Below are 17,232 nucleotides of genomic sequence, written 5' to 3'. Positions count from 1 at the left end.
TATTAGCGTGGCCACTGGTAATAATCGGCATTGGCTTCGACTGCATTTTCTATTTCATCGGGCAGGGGAGAGAAGAAGTCCATATGGGTAAGTTTCTCGATGCTGTCAATTGATACTGCATAGGTGGAAAGGGGCTCTACTGCCTGTCTGTTGTTGAATAAGAACCCGATGCCACGAGCCGGTTTGACAAAAGGAGAGAGGATTACTTTGAAGAATCGTTCGGGCACTGCCACCTTATTTTTTCCGATGGTCTTGGACGGCTTGTCGATGATAGGGCCGCATATGATGATGATGGCACTATCGGCTACCGCCCAGTCTCTTATTTTTTCTTCCAGATTTTTCCAGCCTCTTCTGTTCAGTTGAGGATGCTGCGGACACATATTGCTGAAATAGAAGGATTCTTTCATGACATCCGGACTCCATTTCATGTCGGCGGCTGGTGCCATATGTCCTTTGTCATATCCTGAGCGTGCATAATCCGCATTGGTCGCAATGGCGCCTTTTACTAAAGGATCGGCGATGAAGTTGTCACCTCTCTTTTCTTTTCCTTTGGTTTCCTGACGGGTCAGCTCGTAAGAAACCCAATTCGGAATCTTCAGATCTTTATTGTAGGAAACCGTATAACCTTTATGACGAATGATCTGCTCCTGACGGGGAATCAATGAAATGGGAATCTCTAAATCTTTGCCGGATGGAGTGGGGAGGGAAACGGAAGTCTCTATCTGCGGTTTGCTACTGTGCTGGACACTGTATTGCTGATAATACAGATAAAGCCCGTAACAAATGGGAATAAGTACGATGATAGCGATGATACACCCTAATCTTTGATTGGAATGTGACTTCTTTTTCTTAAATAATCTCCTGCTCTTACCTCGTTTCATGCGATTTGCTTTGGGGGTTAATAAGAAAAGCGCTAACTATTCTGTAGTTAGCGCTTTATTGTCAAGAGCCGCTAGCCAGACTTGAACTGGCGACCTACGCGTTACGAATGTTTCTCCAAAATATAGGATAACAATCTGATAATAAAAATGATAACTTAGCGCTATTATGTGGTGAAGATAAGTTTTTGAACATTTATTCGTCAAACATCTCTCCCTTTCCTAAAATAATCCACTCGACAGATACTTTGTAATCTTTATGTAGATAAACGATCCACTCTGGCTTTAGTATATGTTTGTCGGGATAGAATTTTACACAGTTTACATTCCAACGATGCAAATTATTGTTTCTAGTGAAAGTTTGAAGCCCTCGTATTTTTTTTTGGGCTTTCAAGGTTTCTATAGCTTCAAAGAAACGCTTGCTTATAGCGATTCCTTCTTCTGATATTATTGCCATTTTATTTAATATTTTGGTTCTTTGTATCTTGCATTGAAATATCCGACCCACTTACATGAACACATCTTGCAGTATTTTCCTGCTGGGCAAGAAATTTTTTATTTTGTTCCTGCATGGATTCGATTGTTCTTTGCTGTGACAAAACAGTTTCAGTTAATCTTGATATCTGTTCAAACACTTCGCGGCTCATAGAAACTGAGTCATTCTGTAATTCTAGTCTCTGTTCTACAAGCTCATCTAAGATCTGCTCTCTTAGTCTTTCCTTATTTGTTATAGGAGTGCTTTTTTCTATAATCCCAGCTATGGCGTCTCCTTTGACAAACATGTCTACGTCATTGCCATCTAACCATCCAGGAGTCAGATGGTATTTGTTTTCCAGTAGATATTTGTTCTTATCTGTTAAAGATACATTTCCACTTTCTATCTGTGAATAACTATTTTGCTTCATACAAAGTACTTCGGCAAATTGAGACTGGGTTAATCGCAGATACTTTCTTAGATATTTTAATCTATTTTCCATGTTTAAAATAAGTTAAATATATCTGTTTTATAGTAGCATTTAATCTATAATAGATATATTTGCAATGTGATATAATATATAACAATACAAAGATAATGGAAAATAGATTAAAAACAAGCAATTTGCTGCACGAAGGTCAAACAATGACCCTAAAAGGCTATTACAAAAATCTTCCGGAATCAGTCCATCCCAAGACGGAGTTTATTAATGAGATAACAAAGAGGACAGGGGTGTCGTTTAATACTGCTAGAAATTGGGTTATTTACGGCATGAAACCCAACAATCCTGAACATATCTCAGTACTTTCCGAAATCACGGGAATTCCACGCAATAATTTATGGTCTGAATAAAAAAACTATTGAGCAATGAAAGATTTAGAGTTCTACATATTTGAAGATGAACTTTGGTGTCTGTTCCCTGATGGAAGCAACCAACCTGTGACCGATAAAGACATAGGACTAATAAAAAGTGTATTGGATCGTATACGCGAATGTTACCCGGATGCATATAAGGCGCTGATGGAATGTTACCAAAAAAGCGCACAGAATATCCCATATTTCCAATACCTTATAGTTAGACGTTTCTGCAAATGCAATTTTGGAGAACTGGATAACACAAGCCGGGATATTGATAAAAACGGTGGATTCAATTTTGAACGTGTAAAATGTCCCATGCGTGGAGAATGCAAGTACGAAGGTATTATATGCTGTCCCCAATTTTACAGTCGTATATCAGATGCAGAAATGAGAGTTATGAAAATGATATATGAAGGAGCTAATAACGAAGATATTGCAGAAAAACTCTATCTCTCCCCCCATACTGTAAAAAATCATATTAAGTCAGTGTATATCAAACTTGGTATTCATGAAAAATCAGAGTTTATTCAATACGCGCACAAGAACAACCTTTTTAAAGATTAGATACAATGTTGAATGAGGATGTATTAAAGATAGTTCTCAATGATAAAACTTTTAGCCAACGTGAAGCTGAAGAAATAGTAGGAAGTAGAGGACGTTTGTTCAAATTGATAGGTTCGGGCGGTATTCGTGCTGAAAAGATACCCTCTAATCGTCAAAATGGAAGATGGTACTGCAATGCCTATGATGTTATCAAAAATGCATCTTTAAAATAGCTGATAATCAAATAGTTATATCAAGTTAAAGACAATATTTTTATAAGTTTATAATTTGCTTTAAAGTCAAAAATAAAGTAACTTTACATTGTAATTAAAAGATAATCAGTTAGTTATGAAAAAAGAATTTGTATTAACACTTTGGGTTTTGTCATTTATTGCAATGGTTGTATTGGCAGATCCATATAAGATTTCATTTTGGATTTCATTTGGGTTATTTGGATATTTCTCAGTGTATATCGAAAAGCATAATAAAAGGTTTGAGCATGAAGATGAGTAAATATCCGTATGTAATCCAGGAAATCACCCTGATAACGTATAGTGGAAGATAACTACATCTTACAATTGTGGAGAAGGAGATTATAGATATTGCTATCAGATTGACGAAAAACAAAATACTCGATGCTTTTGCTTCAATGAAAGACAAACCGGTCGATGTAAAACTAAAAGTGAAGTACATATAAGAGCGTACATAAGGGCAATGAAAACAAAAGAAGAATTATTAGCAATGAGTCATGAAGACTTGGCTTCACTTACATATAAAATAATGTATGAGCAATGTCTTCTTGAAAATAAGGAAAAAGAAAACAAAAGATTAAGAGAAATACTTGACACTATTGGTGTTACGTATGAAACATTCAAATCAGAATTCCATGAATGATGAATTACTGCAATTAGAAGCCGAGTTGAAAAAGGTGGAATCTAGTAACCTTGAATATCTTCCTGAATATGGATATTCAAGGAAAGAGGAAATAATCCAGCTTATCAAAGAGGATATATCTGATGTCAAAAAAGAAATCAATAAAAGACTAAAGTTATACTCTTCAGGTATTTCATCAGGATATACAGAGAAAAGCTTAGAAGAAGAGAGAACTAACCTTTGTCTAATGCAGGGGTTGGCGAGATATTGTTAAACTTTAAAATATTAGAGCAATGGAAGAAAACAAATTAACAAAACAGGAAAATGATGCATTGGCAATGTTTGGTAAAGGCAAAACCATTTATCAAGTTGCAGGTAACGACGTGGCATTATCATTTGATATTGTACGTAACTATTTGACTAAAGGTAATGGGCAGGTATCTGATCAAGATATTGTTCAGTTTATTAGTATTTGTAAATTCAACCAGCTTAATCCATTCTTGAACGAAGCATTTCTTGTTAAGTTCGGACAACAGCCGGCACAGATGATTGTCAGCAAGGAAGCGTTTTTCAAACGTGCTGACGCTAGTGAACAATACGAAGGCTTCAAAGCGGGCATCATTATTATTAGAGATAACCAGATTGTAGAGGTAGAAGGCTGTTTTTATAATGAAAAGACAGATGTACTTGTAGGGGGATGGTGTGAAGTTTACCGATCTGACCGCAAATTTCCGATTGTAGCGAAAGTTAATCTTTCCGAATATGACAAAAAGCAATCTATATGGAATGAAAAAAAATCCACTATGATTTCCAAGATAGCCAAAGTCCAAGCATTGCGTGAAGCTTTCCCGGCCCAACTAGGTGCAATGTATACACAAGAAGAGCAAGAAGTTAAATTTACCGAATATGAAGATGTCACAGACAAAGAAGATAAGGGTAAAAAAATAGCAGAAATTGCTGCTAAGGCCGCAGGAGTGGAAGAGCAACCTAAACCGGAACAACCGGTAAATCAGTCTCAAAATAATACAAGTAATAAACCGGTTCAAAAAACATTATTATAATGGAAATATTAGAAGGTAACGGTCAGCATTCTCTTTCATGGTTTAGACAACGCATAGGCAAAATTAGTGGTTCAAATGTCGGATTACTTATGAAAAGCAGCAGAAACGGCATATTTAGTGATACTGCTAAAAGTTATATTTTTCAAGTTGCGGCAGAGCGAGCTATGAATCCTGAAATAGTAAATGATGATATTGCATTTACAGAATACTTATCTGCTGTAAATGTAGAAAGTAAAGCTATGCGTTTTGGAACAGAGCAAGAGGCAAATGCACGTGATTTGTATTCTAAGTTAACGGGAAGGCATATTGTAGAAGTGGGGTCGTGTAAGCACCCCACTATCCCTAACTTTGCAAGTAGTCCTGATGGCTTCTTTTATGATGAAGAATTGGGAGAACGGGCATGTATTGAGATAAAATGCCCTTCCCAAAATACTTTCATGAAGTATAAAAGTGAAGTATACGACAATGACTCTTTGCTTCAAATAAAATATGAATACTTTTATCAGTGTATGGCTCACATGATGTGTTGTAATGCAAACTGGACTGATTTTGTTGTATATAATCCTTTTCAAATAGATCCTATTCACATTGTTCGTATACTACCAGACGAAAAGGTCTTTGCAGAAATGGAGAAGCGTATTAGAATGGCGGACGATATTATTAACCAAATAGCGGATATAGAATAATGGGCGATTCATTGATAAAAGAAACTCAACTCCAGCGTATTATACGAAAAACAGGTAGAAAACCATGTGAATGCAAATGTTCATTATGCAAAATGCAATGCCATACTCCTTGTTTAGGAACCCCGCAAGATATTGAGAAATTGATAGATGCGGGTTATTCAGACCGGTTACTCCCCACTCTTTGGGGAGCCGGAATGATAATGGGGGTTATTGATTTCCCAGTTCCTATGATCCAAATTGCATCGGGCGATGATTATTGTTCTTTCTTCCATAATGGTTTATGTGAACTTCACGACAAAGGATTGAAGCCTACCGAAGGGCGTTTGTCGCATCATTCTACACGCATTGACAATTTCAAAGCATCTAAAAGTATAGCTTGGAATGTCGCGAAGGAATGGCTTTCAGTAGATAATGCAGAGGTGATAGAACGTATTGTTGATAAACTAAATAAAAAATAGAGCAATGGAAACACAATTAGCAATTCAAGAAAGCGACCTAGAACTGGTCGTGAGTGAAAAGACGTTAGGTAGCCTTACTACCAATGCAAAGCAAATCCGAGATATTGTAATGGCGAATTTGCCGAAGTATGATATATCCAACTACACGGATGACAATATTGATCAGGCAAAGAGAGATAAAGCCTCTCTCAACAAAGCTGCAAAAGCTCTCAACTCCAAACGCCTTGAAATAGAGAAGGAGTTTATGAAACCTTTTGGAGAATTCAAGGAGGTAGTAAACGAAACGGTGAAACTCATTGGTGAATGCTCCGCTAAGATTGACACTGTGGTTAAACAAAACGAGCAGCAATATAAGGAAAAGAAGAAAGCAAACATTAGAACCTATTTTGATGGCATGAACATCAATCTTGTGGATTTTAACAAGGTGTTCAAACTGGAATGGCTAAACAAGACTGCAAGCATGAAGTCTGTTTGCTCTGATATTGACGTTATATTTGCTAAGGTTGAAAACGAGCTATCTACGCTAAAAGGCTTTGGTGAAGATTATGATGTACTCCGTACTTATTACATGGATACACTCAATATCACTTCTACTATTCAATACGCAAACCGACTTAAAGAACAACGAGAGCGAGCTAAGGCAGCGGAAGAAGCTAAGATTAAAGCGGAACAAGAAAAGCAACAAGCAGAAGAAGCTCGTAAAGTTGTTGAAGTAGAACAAGTCAAATCACGTCCGATCAATCCATTTTCAATGGCAAATCAAAAAGCTGACGAACAAGTACCTTTTAGTCAATCCATATCGCAACAATCTGAATTATTAACGAGAGCATTCAAGGTTACCACTACTCGTGAAAACATCATTGCTCTTGGTGATTTTATGAATGCAAAAGGTATTGATTTTGACAAAATAGAATTAGCATGAGTGAAACTGGAAAAGAATACGGACAATTTGTAAAACAGATAAGAGAAGAACGTTATAGTCAATTTGTTAATACAATCCTTCCTGCTATCAAATCTTTAGGATACGATGTTATTCAGCGAAATGATTTTGGATTCGAATTTATTGTGTCTAAGAAAGGATTTGGATGGGTTATATTTTATCCCAAAGGTGATAGATTATTATTGTGTAAGCAAAACAAATGGCTATATGGTGGCTTTTCCTGGATTCGCAAACATATACTTAAAAGCAATGGAAGTATGCAAAACAGATGTTCAGACCATTATTCGGCTCCTTGACAAGAGTGCAGAGTTAATTGATAAATATTGTAAGAAGCCTTGCGAATTTGATAAAGCAAGACAAGCTAAAAAACTAAGTAAAAAATTAAAAAAGAAAATATACAATGGAAAAGGATGAAATTTTAAATAGCGACTGGGCTGTCCGCAGCAGTGCCGCCGGCAATCCCAACACTCCGGCCGACGCCCTTGTCGAGTTGTCGAAAGATAGCGACTGTGATGTCCGCAGCAGTGCCGCCGGCAATCCCAACACTCCGGCCGACACCCTTATCAAGTTGTCGAAAGATAGCCACTGTGATGTCCGCAGAAATGCCGCCGGCAATCCCAACACTCCTGGATATACATCATCCGATGAAGAATTTATAATCACAGAGACCTATGTGGCTATCAAGGGTACAAATCACTTATGGTACAAACACAATTATCCCAATGTTGCTCCATTTTATACATGTGGTTGCTTCTGTGGTTCCCGCGAACAGTTGATTTCAAGGATTTACTCAATTGATAATCTTTCCGCTGATCCTGCTGTGAGGATGCGAATATTGGATGCTTTAGATCGTAAGTTTAAAGAAGTGTTTGGGAGATAAATTTAACAATAAATCTTTGCCAATCCTTGAAGAAAATTCAAGGATTGGTACAAAATAAGAAAAAAAAGAATATTATGGCAAAAGTATTTATAACAAGATATGCCCTGACATCGGGCATAAAGGAAGTAGAAACAGAAATTCATAAATCCAATTTCAAAGATTCTCCTAACTATGTAAGGGATAGTGCATATTCTTTTTATTACATAGGAAAGGATGCATTTCTCGATAAATCCGAAGCACTGAACAAAGCAGAGGATATGAGAAAAAAGAAAATTGCTTCTCTCCGTAAGCAGATTGAGAAACTAGAGAAAATGGAATTTTAATAAATAAAAGCAGGATTAAATTATGGCAATGCATACTTGGTTTGAGTGCAAAATCCGTTACGAGAAAACGATGGAAAACGGAATGCAGAAGAAAGTGACTGAACCTTATCTGGTAGATGCACTCAGCTTTACAGAAGCAGAAGCACGTATTATCGAGGAGATGACTCCATTTATAACAGGAGAATTTACAGTATCGGACATTAAACGTGCCAACTATAGCGAACTTTTCCCCAGCGACGAGGAAAGTGCCGACCGCTGGTTTAAGTGCAAACTTATCTTTATCACCCTTGACGAAAAAAGCGGTGCAGAGAAAAAGACTTCTACCCAAGTGCTGGTTCAGGCTGCCGACTTGCGTGACGCAGTGAAGAAGCTGGATGAAGGCATGAAAGGAACGATGGCGGATTATCAAATCGGCATGGTATCCGAAACTCCGATTGTAGATGTATTCCCTTATGAAGCCAAAGAAGAAAGTAACGCAACAGAAGATAAAGAAGTTGTTCGCTTTATTAATAAGTTCCCTGAAGGGCAATGTACCGAAACCACTGTAGGTGGCAAACCGGTTATTGTTGATAAAACTGGTGGTAAAACAAAAGTAATCCCTAACAATAAATCAGATACTAATGAAGGAGATCAACAGTGAAGAATATTTGCCAGATTGGGCGATAATTGAAGATTAGTTTAAAAGAGAGGAACGGTGTGTGTTATTTGTTCCTCTCTATGTGATAAGCTATCTACTACAAATTAACTACAATACAGAAATGAGCCTTGGGAGGCTCTATAAAACCCAATATTAGAAATTATGAATAAATTTGGAATTCTGGCGGCTATCATATTTGCCGCAATTGTTGCAGGATGTTTTGTTGCCATCCCTTATTATAACGTTTGGCAACAAGAAATGTCTGGAAAGGCAGAATTTGCTAAAGCTGAACAAAACCGTAAAATAAAGATTGAAGAAGCTAAAGCTAATCTGGAAGCTGAAAAGCTGAACGCTCAAGCGGAAATCGAACGCGCCAAAGGTGCTGCCGAAGCGATTAAAATTGAGAATGGAAGTATTACCCCTGCATATATTCAATATTTGTGGGTGCGTCAGCAAAGCAATCTGAATGATAAAACTGTGATATACATACCAACGGAAACAAACCTTCCAGTTTTGGAAGCGTCTAGAAATAAATAATAGCCAAAGTTAAAATATATGGCAACGAATTTAATCTTATCTAAAGAGAGTAGCGAAAGCGAAATCAAGCGTTACTTTAACGCAGTTCTTGAACTGTCAAAATCTGACAATGAGTTTCCAATCAATCTCGATGAAGTTTGGATGTTGGTTTATCCAAGAAAAGACCATGCCGTTAGAGAGTTGATATATGGTAGTCAGTTCATTGAAGGTGTTGATTATCAAGTTTTCCCCATTTTTGGGGGAAACCCCAAAGGCGGTAGACCGACAAATGAGTACAAACTTACAGTTTCCTGCATGGAGTTCTTCATCGCGAGAAAAGTCCGTCCTGTGTTTGAGGTTTATCGTCAAGTGTTCCACCAAAGCGTCCGGAAAGTAATCGAAAACCAGAACAAACCCAAACGTGAACCATCACTAACAACTAAGGTCCGTGTTGGTCTTGAATGGGTAAAAGGTGTAAGTGAAGTGCTTAATCTAAATGATTCTTCTAAATTGTCTTTAATTAGTAAAGTAGCTGCACCTCTTGGACTTCCGACACCTGATTATACTCCGTCGCATGGGATACTTAAGTCCGCTACTGAATTACTCAAAGAAGCGGGGCTGTCTATCAGTGCACAGGCGTTTAATCAAAGAGCGATTCAGAAAGGTATCTTATGTGATATGAAAAGGAAATCATCAAAAGGTAGAGATAAGCATTTCAAATCCATAACCGAATCCGGGCTTACTTATGGTGAGAACCAAGTCAACCCTAATAATACCAAAGAAACGCATCCACTTTGGTATAAAGAGAAATTTAATGAGTTATTGATGTTGCTTGATTTTAAACTTGCTAGGGTATTATGACATACGAAGAAATGAAAGCTAAATATTGCGGAACCAATATTCGCAGAAAGCCTAAAGATGAAGAACATAAGATACAAGTCTCTATGGTCAATTGGTTCCGGCTACAATATCCCTCGATGCGTCACAATCTTTTCTCCGTTCCAAACGGTGGAAGAAGAGATGCTGTTACAGGAGCAAAGCTAAAAGCCGAAGGGGTGCTTCCAGGTGTATCTGATCTAATTCTCTTAAAAAGTAACCGGTTTTATGGGGCATTGTTAATCGAAACCAAGACAAAAAAAGGAGTTCAGCGCGAATCTCAAAAAGAATGGGAAGCTAAGATAACTGCTGACGGTTATAAATATGTTGTCTGTCGTTCTCTTGATGATTTCATCAAAGTAGTAACGGATTATTTGAATGATGTATGATAAATCAGGTTAGTAAATCTCAGGCTATTATTGAATTTAAAAAGATGTTCGATATTGGGAATAACCAGTCTATGTACAACGATGATTCTTTCTTAATAAACAAGTCAGATTACACGAGACAGCAGGTTGTATCTAAACTGTGTAAATGGTTCGAAAACAATGAAATTAATAGTTTCTATGTGATCATAAAACCTATTACGCTGCTTTATACCAAATTTGAAATATTAACTAATAAATAGAAAAATGAAGAAATACGAGTATAGAACGTTTCTACTTCGTCCTATGGACGATGGTTATAGGCATAATTATCAAGAATACACTACTGATAAACTCAATGTTTTAGGTAGCCAAGGTTGGGAAGTTGTATCAGAACTATCGTCAAGTTATGATGGCATAATGCTATTGTTGAAAAAGGAAATATTGGATGAAAGAATAGAATCGCACATTGTTCCTCCTTCCTTTTCAGGTTTCCATAAGTCTTCTGATAATGATGAAACCGAATGAGTTGCAAGAATGGCATAAGCTATCAGAAAAGCTTGTTGCATTTACAAGTAATTGTAGTGAGGATATAAAACCTTACATCGTTGGACAATTGCAGGCTTTGTTAGAAATATTGTCTGCACAAATTGGTTTAAATAAATAAAACTTGTGTCGATTGGCTCAACTCCTATTATCGGCAAATCGTTCTTTGACATTTTGTTTTCAGCTTTTAATCTGCCTTATATTGTATAACTGCAATAAAAAAGCGTCACTCTACATGACGCTTTTATCTATTACAAGTTTAATACTATTAATTATCATAGGCTATTGAGCCATCTTTTTCCGGATTTGGTGTTAAGCCAAATAGCTATCCCTGCGCCAACAACGCTAGTAAATATAAATATTATTGTTAATCCATTCATAACTATTTATTTTTTAAGTATTTTATATCCAATATATGCAAAGATAAAAGAAGTAAAAGCACCAAAAGAAACAAGTACCCAATAATTAATGTTTTGGAAATCCAATACTAAAGATACTCCACCACCTAGGAATAAAGCAGTAAAAGAAAGTTTTGATAAGTCATAGAAATACTTTCCGAGCGTTTCTCGGCTTGTCTTCTCTTTCTCTTTTCCTTCTCGTTTTTCTTCTTGTCTTTCGCTCCAGTTACCCATGTTGTACTGCTATATATGTATCACAATGCAAAGTTATCAATTTCATTTGAGAATCGAATCACAAAATAGTTAAAAGAATATGTTGATTGTTAGTTATATAATCACTTTTAAAAATTATTATTATATTTGCAATGCGTTGGGTTGTACTTATTAAAATTAGAATTAATCAGAGGATTAAGATATAGAAAGCTGTGTAGGTCACAACCCCCTGCATGGCTTTCGCCTTTTTATCTCCGCATGAAGAAGTGCGGTACGTCCTCGAACGAAAAGACATTATTATGAAGACTAATCAGATTATGATTCGCCCAATGGGTGAATTTAAGGTAATTCAGAGAACGAAAGATGCATTTTTCAATGCTACAGATTTATTAAAACAGTGGAATCAATTAAAAGGAATGAAGAAAGAAGTTAATGACTACTTCGATTTATCTTCTACTAAAGAGTTCATTTTCACTATAATGGAAAGGGAAAATTATGATACGGGTAATTACCCCTATCATAAATCAAGGGCAAATAAGGGTGATAACGCGGGCACATGGATGCATCCACTGCTTTTTATTGATTTTGCGATGTGGATAAATCCCTCATTTAAATATGATGTTCTCAAATTTGTATATGATGAAATGATAAAATTCCGCAATCTTGCTGGTGATGCATATCCATCCATGTGTAAAGCTGTGAGTTCTATTTTACCTGATGACCTATTTAAACAAAAAGTTAGGGATTTGGCTAAATCTCTTAATATCATAGTCTACGGTAAGCATGAATCAGAAATGCGTAATAAAATTGGCGATGAAGCTAAGATTCGTGAATTGTATGAGTTGGAATTACAGATAGCCCAATGGATAGATCTAGGCTTTATCAAAGACTATAACAGCCTTAAATCCACATTGACTAAATTGTATTACCGGAAATATCCTAATGTTCTCCCTATCTAAATATAGGAATATTGAATAGTTGATATAAATAAAGGGATGCAAATGCATCCCTCTTATTCATCTATACATCGCGGTGTAGCTTATAAATAAGGCTATAACAGACACGATAAGAGCAAGTATCCAGACGAGCATTTCTAATACATTCAGGCTCAAAATTCTTCTTTTACGTAATCGAAAGGACCATAAATTATACGGACAGAATATTCAAATCCAGCATTTTTTGCTAATTCTTCGTCATAATTTATAATGTCTATATGGACAGCCCCTGCATAATTCCCTTCTAAAAACGATTTCCAACTACCGTTCCATAATGGGGATACACCTCCAACGTATAAATCGAATCCATTGTCATCCGTAAAAGAAGATAAATCGTATTTTTTAGATAAAAGATCTCTCATCTCTTCTTGTTTGTCAATGGCTTCTTTTTTCGTTTTTGCATTTAGGATAAATATGCAAGCATTAAAATAGCTATTAATACCGTCTGATTGAAAAAGGAAATATACGGAGTTAAAATCTACACCTGCATATTTTATGTTTTTAAAGACTATGTCTTTATTGTCGGAAAGATAATCTTCCGTCCCATATTTGTTTCTTAATACAGGCAGAGCTTTTTCTCTGGAAATTCCAAAAGGTATTCCGCCAATAACTGTTATTTGCTCTTTTTTTAAATTGGCTTCCATAATAGAATCAACAACAGTCTGTGAAGAAGCCATGTTTATATTAAGTGAGTCTTTAGATGTCAAATTGCCATATTCTTGCGCATTTGCAAAGAGTGGTGCAATAAACATTAATACGATTAGGAGCTTTTTCATACTATTGAATTTAAGTTTTACATTTATATTAATATCGTAAAAAGATGTATGTTAATTATAGAATTACTTCCAACTCTATCCCAGTCAAATTAAAGTATATATTTTGGAGTTGATTCAGATATTCTATTTGCTTAAAAACTCTGTTAGAGAGCATTACTCCATAGAAGTTAGTACGAGTATTATATAATATCCAGAAATCTTCTATAGTCAATAATCGTTGTTCTTTTATTTGGAATTCATAATACTCGATATTAAATCCGCACTTTAACAGCAATCCTTCTGTGAGAGAAATAGGTTCTACCATAGAAATAGGAACTTCACCGTAAAAAGTCCCACCATTTACATGACATTCCAGGTACAAGGAATTAAGACTAATGGCATGTACTTTGCATATAGTACCTGCAGGTATTTCAACTCCTACGTACTGGTAATCTTTCGATAGCTTTACATAGTTGCCTAACCTTAGTTCTTTTGTATCCATAGCTTGCTATTGTCCTATCTGGTTTCTGGCTTTAGTTCAACATTCACACTAACTGGGAACTCGTTCCCGCAGTGTGGGCATTTGACAGAAAGAGTGTTCGACGGTAGTTGCACTTCTTCTGGGGACGCGAATAGTTGCCACATGGGAACGTTGAGGGCGGTAGCGATCTTTTCAAGTGTAGCAGTTGTCAATGATTCTGCTGCAACCATTTGTCTAACAGCAGATAGGCTTACATTCATTTTATCTGCCAGTTCTTGTTGTGTGTAATGTTTCTCTTTTAAAAGTTCCTTTATTCTCATAATTATCTTTTTGATTTCAAAAATACAGATTATTTATGAAGTATACAGTATATACTATATTAATTTATGCAAAAGAAATAGTATATTATGGTTGTTTTGTTTGATAATATACAGTAAATACTGTATCTTTACATCAAATAAAAGAACTAATAACAATTTAACTCCTAAATATATGAAACGCTACAATTTATCAGAGATAATGAAAAACGCTCACAGAAACTACAAGTATTCAGGTAAGAAGCAAGGTAAAACCTTCGGTGAATGTTTAAAGTCAGCATGGAGACTTGCAAAACTCCAAGCCAACTTCACAGTAGAAGCTGTAAAGGAAAGAACTGATAAATTTTTGGCAGAAAGAGAAGAAGCGATGAGCAAAGCTGCTAAGGCTACAATGCACGAAGGTTACAATAACAAGAACATTCCTGCATCGGCTTATTACAATGTAAACAGTACTGGTAGATTCGGTTCACGCTACGTAGGTGATTGATTATTTAAATATTAAATATTTAGAGCAATGGACAATATTTTAAACTCAACAGTTGAAATGAGCCAAGCCGAACTTATCCTTCAGCTAGCTCAAACGAATGTGGAACAGGAGAAAAGACTTAAATTGACAGAACAAAGATTAGCTGCACTTGAAGAGAGCGTAAAGAAATTATCTTCAAAGTGTATCGGCAACTATGGATGTTCAACGATGTCATCATATATCCAGAGGTACAAATTGCCGATCTATGTGAGTGACATATCGAAGCTTAGTAATGATGCTGCACGCTTATGTAGGAAAAGGGGGTATCCTGTCAACAAGGTAAATATTGAGCGTTTCGGTACAATCAATGTTTATCCGGACTTCATTCTCCACGAATTACTAGATGACTATATAAGGACCACACAGCGTCTAAATGGAAGTATAATGGGATAATAATATAAACTATAGATCAATGATTAAGGTAGATATAAAACTGTACATGGCTATGTTAAGCTCATTCACCGAATGTGCGCAATATAGATCCGAATGTTACCGGTTAGAAGCTGAAAACGAAAAGTTGAGATCCAAGCTGTTAGATAGCTTAAAGGTTTCTCGTTCTTCCCGTAATCAGGTCGAGTACTTTGATTATGGTAGCCGAATGGGAGCTAACTAAGTATGAAAGTTGTGTCAGGGATTCGTCCCAACACTTTAAGTTGATGCCAATCGACACAGTGACAATCTGAAAAATGGTTGTCACTGTTTTACCGGTTTTAAGTGGTTCTAAGAGAATCATGCGATTTGAAATAATAACTATCATCCTTGATTATTTAAGGTAATATAGAGTTGAAAAATAGTATATAAAACAATTTTATTAACAACATAAATAATAATATGAGCTTAGATGAATTCTTAGAAAAGTTTGAAGAAGCATTAGATCAATGCGATAAAAATGAAGATATTTATGTCTCCATACAGGTTCCACCCGGGACAAAATGTTGGGATAACTCTTGGACACAATTTGAAGTAGGCTGTATCAGTACTGATGGAACGACAATTTATTTACAATGCAATAATAGAGTGGTATGAGTAAATTAAAGCAAATGTTACTGGCAACAGCAGCAATGTGCGCAGCAGCGCAAAGTTACAATCCATACTCAATAAATCATAAAGAAGGAATGGCTTTTAATCCTGACTATAAAGTTAAGTCATCAACTAAAGAGTTGAGAGAGTTTACCATAAAAGGACAGAAAGTTATGGCATACTCTAAAAAGGATGCTATTAAACGACTGAACCATAATAAATAACTAAAATATCAAAATATGGAACAAGAATCAAGTATAATCAATCCGTATAACGGAATATTTGGGCAACAAGGTTGGATTTGTCCGAAGTGTGGAAGGGTATATTCACCTTTTACCCAAATGTGTTTGTATTGCAAACCCAATAATACAAATACTATTTCTAATCTTGGCGACCATTCTAATACACATATCAGTGAAGAAGAATTAAAAGAAAACCGTAAAACAAAATAGAAAGAAACATTATGGAAGATGTAAAATTAGGCGGTACCATGGTTACACTTGGTACTGATTTAAACAGAGAATATGCTTGGTGTCTTAGGAAAGTGAATGAGGTAGATTGTATCTGTTTACATAAAAGAATGCCTGGCGGAAGCAGCTATTTCAATGAAAAAGATTTTGTTACTGCAATTCCGTTAGAGAGAGTTGAATCTTGCGCAAAATTATTAATTAGAGGATAATAAGAATAGTAATGAGCAAAAACAATAAAGAAATGAAGAAAATTGAATTTTACCCAGGAATCAATCTTGATAAAGCATATCAAGAATTGCAGGACAATGCACCATGTTATGGTGAATTTAACGAGAAAACGTTGTATTCTACCGATTCTCTTGATGAAGTGTTTGTTAAAGTGACTGGTAAGTCAAAAGTAGAGCATGATGAATATATCCGTAAAATACACGAAGAGTATGATCGTAAGGAAGCGGAGTTTAAGGCTAAGATCCCGCAATTAACCGAAGATTACAGAAAACGTGCAAGGGGTATTATTCCGGAAGAACATTTGAAATACTGGGATGAAATTGTCCCTATCAGGTTGAATGATCTCTATCATGGCATGGAGCTTGATTGTTGGTTAGCGTTTATTGAGATTCTGAATGATACCTCTAAAAAAGAACTGGAAAGATTTGAGAGGTGTCGGTCTTTGTTCTCCAAGCAAGGTCACAGCGGCATGAGTGCGGGGCTTGTTTTTAGCGGACTGAAGCGTTTTCATCCATTGGGAGAAATGTTGGTATCATACATTAACGACTCTATAAAAGCATAGCACCTCTTATGGAAGAAAAAAAGAATATTGGCGAAGTCACCCTCGGATATGGGGATGGCCCGTTAAGAAAAATTGGAATCACAGATATGGTTCGGTGCGAATTTGCAGATCACCGTCTTGTTACTGTTGCACATACAGACGAAGATGCCTACCTGTTATCGGTAGAAAATCCTCAAAGTTCCGGACGTGCTACCCAAACGAATATGTATTTGACAGAAGGAAGCGCAGCTGCTCTTTTTTATACTTACATCTTATATTTGGAACATAACGGAACAGATGCAAATGAGTTATTCAAGAAATACATACTTGATGATAAAGAGATCAAATATGAATTTTCACCTAAAGATTAATA

The 17,232-nt window shown here is 36.1% G+C and carries 34 protein-coding genes; 27 read left to right on the top strand and 7 right to left on the bottom strand.

Annotation, left to right across the window (positions count from 1 at the left end):
* Positions 1-2: 2 nt before the first annotated feature.
* The 3 genes from DW640_RS02550 to DW640_RS02540 form a co-directional block, all read right to left on the bottom strand.
* Positions 3-881, bottom strand: a complete 879-nt coding sequence (locus DW640_RS02550; RefSeq protein WP_016267842.1) for a DNA/RNA non-specific endonuclease — start codon at positions 879-881, stop codon at positions 3-5.
* 193 nt (positions 882-1,074) lie between these two features.
* Positions 1,075-1,335 (bottom strand): hypothetical protein, encoded by a 261-nt coding sequence (locus DW640_RS02545; protein WP_117577223.1) that lies wholly within the window; start codon positions 1,333-1,335, stop codon positions 1,075-1,077.
* A 1-nt stretch (position 1,336) separates the two neighbouring features.
* Positions 1,337-1,855 carry a helix-turn-helix domain-containing protein gene (locus DW640_RS02540; RefSeq protein ID WP_117577221.1) on the bottom strand — a complete coding sequence of 173 codons (519 nt, stop codon included), beginning with the start codon at positions 1,853-1,855 and terminating at the stop codon, positions 1,337-1,339.
* A gap of 95 nt (positions 1,856-1,950) precedes the next feature.
* Here DW640_RS02540 and DW640_RS02535 point away from each other — a divergent pair, with 95 nt between their 5' ends.
* The 19 genes from DW640_RS02535 to DW640_RS23505 all read left to right on the top strand — a co-directional run bounded on the left by DW640_RS02535 (position 1,951) and on the right by DW640_RS23505 (position 11,036).
* Positions 1,951-2,205, top strand: coding sequence for a hypothetical protein (locus DW640_RS02535; protein ID WP_117577220.1), 255 nt, complete (start codon positions 1,951-1,953; stop codon positions 2,203-2,205).
* 15 nt (positions 2,206-2,220) lie between these two features.
* The gene (locus tag DW640_RS02530; RefSeq protein ID WP_117577218.1) at positions 2,221-2,775 is read left to right on the top strand and encodes a response regulator transcription factor; all 555 of its coding nucleotides are present in this window, start codon (positions 2,221-2,223) and stop codon (positions 2,773-2,775) included.
* Between the two features lie 5 nt (positions 2,776-2,780).
* A complete protein-coding gene (locus tag DW640_RS02525) occupies positions 2,781-2,987 on the top strand; it encodes a hypothetical protein (RefSeq protein WP_117577216.1) in 207 nt (68 codons plus the stop codon).
* Positions 2,988-3,102: 115 nt separating this feature from the next.
* Positions 3,103-3,267 (top strand): hypothetical protein, encoded by a 165-nt coding sequence (locus tag DW640_RS23510; protein ID WP_158562582.1) that lies wholly within the window; start codon positions 3,103-3,105, stop codon positions 3,265-3,267.
* Positions 3,268-3,468: 201 nt separating this feature from the next.
* Positions 3,469-3,648 carry a hypothetical protein gene (locus DW640_RS02515; protein WP_117577214.1) on the top strand — a complete coding sequence of 60 codons (180 nt, stop codon included), beginning with the start codon at positions 3,469-3,471 and terminating at the stop codon, positions 3,646-3,648.
* Entirely contained in the window at positions 3,641-3,901 is a 261-nt protein-coding gene (locus DW640_RS02510; RefSeq protein WP_117577212.1) for a hypothetical protein, read from the top strand. Before DW640_RS02515 ends, DW640_RS02510 begins: the two co-directional genes overlap by 8 nt.
* 19 nt (positions 3,902-3,920) lie before the next feature.
* Positions 3,921-4,688: a phage recombination protein Bet gene (gene bet, locus DW640_RS02505; RefSeq protein ID WP_117577210.1), complete on the top strand. Its 768-nt coding sequence runs from the start codon at positions 3,921-3,923 to the stop codon at positions 4,686-4,688.
* On the top strand, positions 4,688-5,374 hold the full coding sequence (locus DW640_RS02500) for a lambda exonuclease family protein (protein WP_117577208.1): 687 nt from the start codon (positions 4,688-4,690) through the stop codon (positions 5,372-5,374). The genes bet and DW640_RS02500 overlap by 1 nt, the downstream gene beginning before the upstream one ends.
* On the top strand, positions 5,374-5,832 hold the full coding sequence (locus tag DW640_RS02495) for a hypothetical protein (protein WP_117577206.1): 459 nt from the start codon (positions 5,374-5,376) through the stop codon (positions 5,830-5,832). Before DW640_RS02500 ends, DW640_RS02495 begins: the two co-directional genes overlap by 1 nt.
* 4 nt (positions 5,833-5,836) lie before the next feature.
* Positions 5,837-6,754 carry a DUF1351 domain-containing protein gene (locus DW640_RS02490; RefSeq protein ID WP_117577204.1) on the top strand — a complete coding sequence of 306 codons (918 nt, stop codon included), beginning with the start codon at positions 5,837-5,839 and terminating at the stop codon, positions 6,752-6,754.
* On the top strand, positions 6,751-7,068 hold the full coding sequence (locus tag DW640_RS23450; RefSeq protein ID WP_147326372.1) for a hypothetical protein: 318 nt from the start codon (positions 6,751-6,753) through the stop codon (positions 7,066-7,068). Before DW640_RS02490 ends, DW640_RS23450 begins: the two co-directional genes overlap by 4 nt.
* Before the next feature lie 104 nt (positions 7,069-7,172).
* On the top strand, positions 7,173-7,652 hold the full coding sequence (locus DW640_RS02480; RefSeq protein ID WP_117577200.1) for a HEAT repeat domain-containing protein: 480 nt from the start codon (positions 7,173-7,175) through the stop codon (positions 7,650-7,652).
* Positions 7,653-7,726: 74 nt separating this feature from the next.
* Complete coding sequence (locus DW640_RS02475) at positions 7,727-7,975, top strand: hypothetical protein (protein ID WP_117577394.1); 249 nt, start codon at positions 7,727-7,729, stop codon at positions 7,973-7,975.
* A gap of 22 nt (positions 7,976-7,997) precedes the next feature.
* Positions 7,998-8,615 carry a DUF4494 domain-containing protein gene (locus DW640_RS02470; RefSeq protein ID WP_117577198.1) on the top strand — a complete coding sequence of 206 codons (618 nt, stop codon included), beginning with the start codon at positions 7,998-8,000 and terminating at the stop codon, positions 8,613-8,615.
* Between the two features lie 159 nt (positions 8,616-8,774).
* Positions 8,775-9,149: a hypothetical protein gene (locus tag DW640_RS02465; RefSeq protein WP_005676593.1), complete on the top strand. Its 375-nt coding sequence runs from the start codon at positions 8,775-8,777 to the stop codon at positions 9,147-9,149.
* Positions 9,150-9,167: 18 nt separating this feature from the next.
* Complete coding sequence (locus tag DW640_RS02460; RefSeq protein ID WP_117577196.1) at positions 9,168-9,989, top strand: hypothetical protein; 822 nt, start codon at positions 9,168-9,170, stop codon at positions 9,987-9,989.
* A complete protein-coding gene (locus DW640_RS02455) occupies positions 9,986-10,393 on the top strand; it encodes a VRR-NUC domain-containing protein (RefSeq protein WP_117577195.1) in 408 nt (135 codons plus the stop codon). The genes DW640_RS02460 and DW640_RS02455 overlap by 4 nt, the downstream gene beginning before the upstream one ends.
* Positions 10,394-10,636: 243 nt before the next feature.
* Complete coding sequence (locus DW640_RS02445; protein WP_147326371.1) at positions 10,637-10,897, top strand: hypothetical protein; 261 nt, start codon at positions 10,637-10,639, stop codon at positions 10,895-10,897.
* A complete protein-coding gene (locus DW640_RS23505) occupies positions 10,881-11,036 on the top strand; it encodes a hypothetical protein (protein WP_158562581.1) in 156 nt (51 codons plus the stop codon). The genes DW640_RS02445 and DW640_RS23505 overlap by 17 nt, the downstream gene beginning before the upstream one ends.
* 265 nt (positions 11,037-11,301) lie before the next feature.
* Here DW640_RS23505 and DW640_RS02440 read toward each other — a convergent pair whose 3' ends face one another.
* On the bottom strand, positions 11,302-11,547 hold the full coding sequence (locus DW640_RS02440; protein WP_117577190.1) for a DUF6722 family protein: 246 nt from the start codon (positions 11,545-11,547) through the stop codon (positions 11,302-11,304).
* Positions 11,548-11,825: 278 nt separating this feature from the next.
* Here DW640_RS02440 and DW640_RS02435 point away from each other — a divergent pair, with 278 nt between their 5' ends.
* Positions 11,826-12,485: a KilA-N domain-containing protein gene (locus tag DW640_RS02435; protein WP_227204708.1), complete on the top strand. Its 660-nt coding sequence runs from the start codon at positions 11,826-11,828 to the stop codon at positions 12,483-12,485.
* A gap of 149 nt (positions 12,486-12,634) precedes the next feature.
* Here the strand turns inward: DW640_RS02435 and DW640_RS02430 are convergent, their stop codons facing one another.
* The 3 genes from DW640_RS02430 to DW640_RS02420 are packed head-to-tail and all read right to left on the bottom strand — an operon-like array spanning position 12,635 to position 14,077.
* Positions 12,635-13,297: a hypothetical protein gene (locus DW640_RS02430; protein WP_117577186.1), complete on the bottom strand. Its 663-nt coding sequence runs from the start codon at positions 13,295-13,297 to the stop codon at positions 12,635-12,637.
* Positions 13,298-13,352: 55 nt separating this feature from the next.
* Positions 13,353-13,778: a hypothetical protein gene (locus DW640_RS02425; protein ID WP_117577184.1), complete on the bottom strand. Its 426-nt coding sequence runs from the start codon at positions 13,776-13,778 to the stop codon at positions 13,353-13,355.
* Positions 13,779-13,792: 14 nt separating this feature from the next.
* Positions 13,793-14,077: a helix-turn-helix domain-containing protein gene (locus tag DW640_RS02420; RefSeq protein ID WP_117577183.1), complete on the bottom strand. Its 285-nt coding sequence runs from the start codon at positions 14,075-14,077 to the stop codon at positions 13,793-13,795.
* A 172-nt stretch (positions 14,078-14,249) separates the two neighbouring features.
* On the opposite strand from DW640_RS02420, the gene DW640_RS02415 reads away from it, so the two are divergent.
* From DW640_RS02415 to DW640_RS02380, 7 genes are all read left to right on the top strand, one after another.
* A complete protein-coding gene (locus tag DW640_RS02415) occupies positions 14,250-14,561 on the top strand; it encodes a hypothetical protein (protein WP_199610206.1) in 312 nt (103 codons plus the stop codon).
* Positions 14,562-14,588: 27 nt separating this feature from the next.
* A complete protein-coding gene (locus DW640_RS02410) occupies positions 14,589-14,993 on the top strand; it encodes a hypothetical protein (RefSeq protein ID WP_117577181.1) in 405 nt (134 codons plus the stop codon).
* A gap of 629 nt (positions 14,994-15,622) precedes the next feature.
* On the top strand, positions 15,623-15,844 hold the full coding sequence (locus DW640_RS02400; RefSeq protein ID WP_117577177.1) for a hypothetical protein: 222 nt from the start codon (positions 15,623-15,625) through the stop codon (positions 15,842-15,844).
* Positions 15,845-15,859: 15 nt separating this feature from the next.
* A complete protein-coding gene (locus tag DW640_RS02395; RefSeq protein ID WP_117577175.1) occupies positions 15,860-16,072 on the top strand; it encodes a hypothetical protein in 213 nt (70 codons plus the stop codon).
* 11 nt (positions 16,073-16,083) lie between these two features.
* On the top strand, positions 16,084-16,299 hold the full coding sequence (locus DW640_RS02390) for a hypothetical protein (protein WP_117577173.1): 216 nt from the start codon (positions 16,084-16,086) through the stop codon (positions 16,297-16,299).
* 32 nt (positions 16,300-16,331) lie between these two features.
* On the top strand, positions 16,332-16,880 hold the full coding sequence (locus DW640_RS02385; RefSeq protein WP_147326370.1) for a hypothetical protein: 549 nt from the start codon (positions 16,332-16,334) through the stop codon (positions 16,878-16,880).
* Between the two features lie 8 nt (positions 16,881-16,888).
* Entirely contained in the window at positions 16,889-17,230 is a 342-nt protein-coding gene (locus DW640_RS02380; protein ID WP_117577169.1) for a hypothetical protein, read from the top strand.
* Positions 17,231-17,232: the final 2 nt, after the last annotated feature.

Source organism: Bacteroides sp. AM23-12 (assembly GCF_003434395.1).
Classification (GTDB): domain Bacteria; phylum Bacteroidota; class Bacteroidia; order Bacteroidales; family Bacteroidaceae; genus Bacteroides; species Bacteroides thetaiotaomicron.
The sequence above is the reverse complement of the archived record's forward strand: the minus strand, read 5'-3'. Positions and strand labels throughout refer to the sequence as shown.

What these genes read in the sequence shown, in the direction of transcription:
- DW640_RS02550 (WP_016267842.1), bottom strand. Translation starts at nt 881, where the DNA reads ATGAAACGAGGTAAGAGCAGGAGATTATTTAAGAAAAAGAAGTCACAT.
- DW640_RS02395 (WP_117577175.1), top strand. Translation starts at nt 15,860, where the DNA reads ATGGAACAAGAATCAAGTATAATCAATCCGTATAACGGAATATTTGGG.
- DW640_RS02390 (WP_117577173.1), top strand. Translation starts at nt 16,084, where the DNA reads ATGGAAGATGTAAAATTAGGCGGTACCATGGTTACACTTGGTACTGAT.
- DW640_RS02410 (WP_117577181.1), top strand. Translation starts at nt 14,589, where the DNA reads ATGGACAATATTTTAAACTCAACAGTTGAAATGAGCCAAGCCGAACTT.
- DW640_RS02455 (WP_117577195.1), top strand. Translation starts at nt 9,986, where the DNA reads ATGACATACGAAGAAATGAAAGCTAAATATTGCGGAACCAATATTCGC.
- DW640_RS02545 (WP_117577223.1), bottom strand. Translation starts at nt 1,335, where the DNA reads ATGGCAATAATATCAGAAGAAGGAATCGCTATAAGCAAGCGTTTCTTT.
- DW640_RS23505 (WP_158562581.1), top strand. Translation starts at nt 10,881, where the DNA reads ATGATGAAACCGAATGAGTTGCAAGAATGGCATAAGCTATCAGAAAAG.
- DW640_RS02470 (WP_117577198.1), top strand. Translation starts at nt 7,998, where the DNA reads ATGGCAATGCATACTTGGTTTGAGTGCAAAATCCGTTACGAGAAAACG.
- DW640_RS02430 (WP_117577186.1), bottom strand. Translation starts at nt 13,297, where the DNA reads ATGAAAAAGCTCCTAATCGTATTAATGTTTATTGCACCACTCTTTGCA.
- DW640_RS02465 (WP_005676593.1), top strand. Translation starts at nt 8,775, where the DNA reads ATGAATAAATTTGGAATTCTGGCGGCTATCATATTTGCCGCAATTGTT.
- DW640_RS02425 (WP_117577184.1), bottom strand. Translation starts at nt 13,778, where the DNA reads ATGGATACAAAAGAACTAAGGTTAGGCAACTATGTAAAGCTATCGAAA.
- DW640_RS23510 (WP_158562582.1), top strand. Translation starts at nt 3,103, where the DNA reads ATGAAAAAAGAATTTGTATTAACACTTTGGGTTTTGTCATTTATTGCA.
- DW640_RS23450 (WP_147326372.1), top strand. Translation starts at nt 6,751, where the DNA reads ATGAGTGAAACTGGAAAAGAATACGGACAATTTGTAAAACAGATAAGA.
- DW640_RS02440 (WP_117577190.1), bottom strand. Translation starts at nt 11,547, where the DNA reads ATGGGTAACTGGAGCGAAAGACAAGAAGAAAAACGAGAAGGAAAAGAG.
- DW640_RS02475 (WP_117577394.1), top strand. Translation starts at nt 7,727, where the DNA reads ATGGCAAAAGTATTTATAACAAGATATGCCCTGACATCGGGCATAAAG.
- DW640_RS02415 (WP_199610206.1), top strand. Translation starts at nt 14,250, where the DNA reads ATGAAACGCTACAATTTATCAGAGATAATGAAAAACGCTCACAGAAAC.
- DW640_RS02525 (WP_117577216.1), top strand. Translation starts at nt 2,781, where the DNA reads ATGTTGAATGAGGATGTATTAAAGATAGTTCTCAATGATAAAACTTTT.
- DW640_RS02420 (WP_117577183.1), bottom strand. Translation starts at nt 14,077, where the DNA reads ATGAGAATAAAGGAACTTTTAAAAGAGAAACATTACACACAACAAGAA.
- DW640_RS02530 (WP_117577218.1), top strand. Translation starts at nt 2,221, where the DNA reads ATGAAAGATTTAGAGTTCTACATATTTGAAGATGAACTTTGGTGTCTG.
- DW640_RS02435 (WP_227204708.1), top strand. Translation starts at nt 11,826, where the DNA reads ATGAAGACTAATCAGATTATGATTCGCCCAATGGGTGAATTTAAGGTA.
- DW640_RS02480 (WP_117577200.1), top strand. Translation starts at nt 7,173, where the DNA reads ATGGAAAAGGATGAAATTTTAAATAGCGACTGGGCTGTCCGCAGCAGT.
- DW640_RS02385 (WP_147326370.1), top strand. Translation starts at nt 16,332, where the DNA reads ATGAAGAAAATTGAATTTTACCCAGGAATCAATCTTGATAAAGCATAT.
- DW640_RS02380 (WP_117577169.1), top strand. Translation starts at nt 16,889, where the DNA reads ATGGAAGAAAAAAAGAATATTGGCGAAGTCACCCTCGGATATGGGGAT.
- DW640_RS02460 (WP_117577196.1), top strand. Translation starts at nt 9,168, where the DNA reads ATGGCAACGAATTTAATCTTATCTAAAGAGAGTAGCGAAAGCGAAATC.
- DW640_RS02535 (WP_117577220.1), top strand. Translation starts at nt 1,951, where the DNA reads ATGGAAAATAGATTAAAAACAAGCAATTTGCTGCACGAAGGTCAAACA.
- bet (WP_117577210.1), top strand. Translation starts at nt 3,921, where the DNA reads ATGGAAGAAAACAAATTAACAAAACAGGAAAATGATGCATTGGCAATG.
- DW640_RS02500 (WP_117577208.1), top strand. Translation starts at nt 4,688, where the DNA reads ATGGAAATATTAGAAGGTAACGGTCAGCATTCTCTTTCATGGTTTAGA.
- DW640_RS02490 (WP_117577204.1), top strand. Translation starts at nt 5,837, where the DNA reads ATGGAAACACAATTAGCAATTCAAGAAAGCGACCTAGAACTGGTCGTG.
- DW640_RS02540 (WP_117577221.1), bottom strand. Translation starts at nt 1,855, where the DNA reads ATGGAAAATAGATTAAAATATCTAAGAAAGTATCTGCGATTAACCCAG.
- DW640_RS02445 (WP_147326371.1), top strand. Translation starts at nt 10,637, where the DNA reads ATGAAGAAATACGAGTATAGAACGTTTCTACTTCGTCCTATGGACGAT.
- DW640_RS02515 (WP_117577214.1), top strand. Translation starts at nt 3,469, where the DNA reads ATGAAAACAAAAGAAGAATTATTAGCAATGAGTCATGAAGACTTGGCT.
- DW640_RS02495 (WP_117577206.1), top strand. Translation starts at nt 5,374, where the DNA reads ATGGGCGATTCATTGATAAAAGAAACTCAACTCCAGCGTATTATACGA.
- DW640_RS02510 (WP_117577212.1), top strand. Translation starts at nt 3,641, where the DNA reads ATGAATGATGAATTACTGCAATTAGAAGCCGAGTTGAAAAAGGTGGAA.
- DW640_RS02400 (WP_117577177.1), top strand. Translation starts at nt 15,623, where the DNA reads ATGAGTAAATTAAAGCAAATGTTACTGGCAACAGCAGCAATGTGCGCA.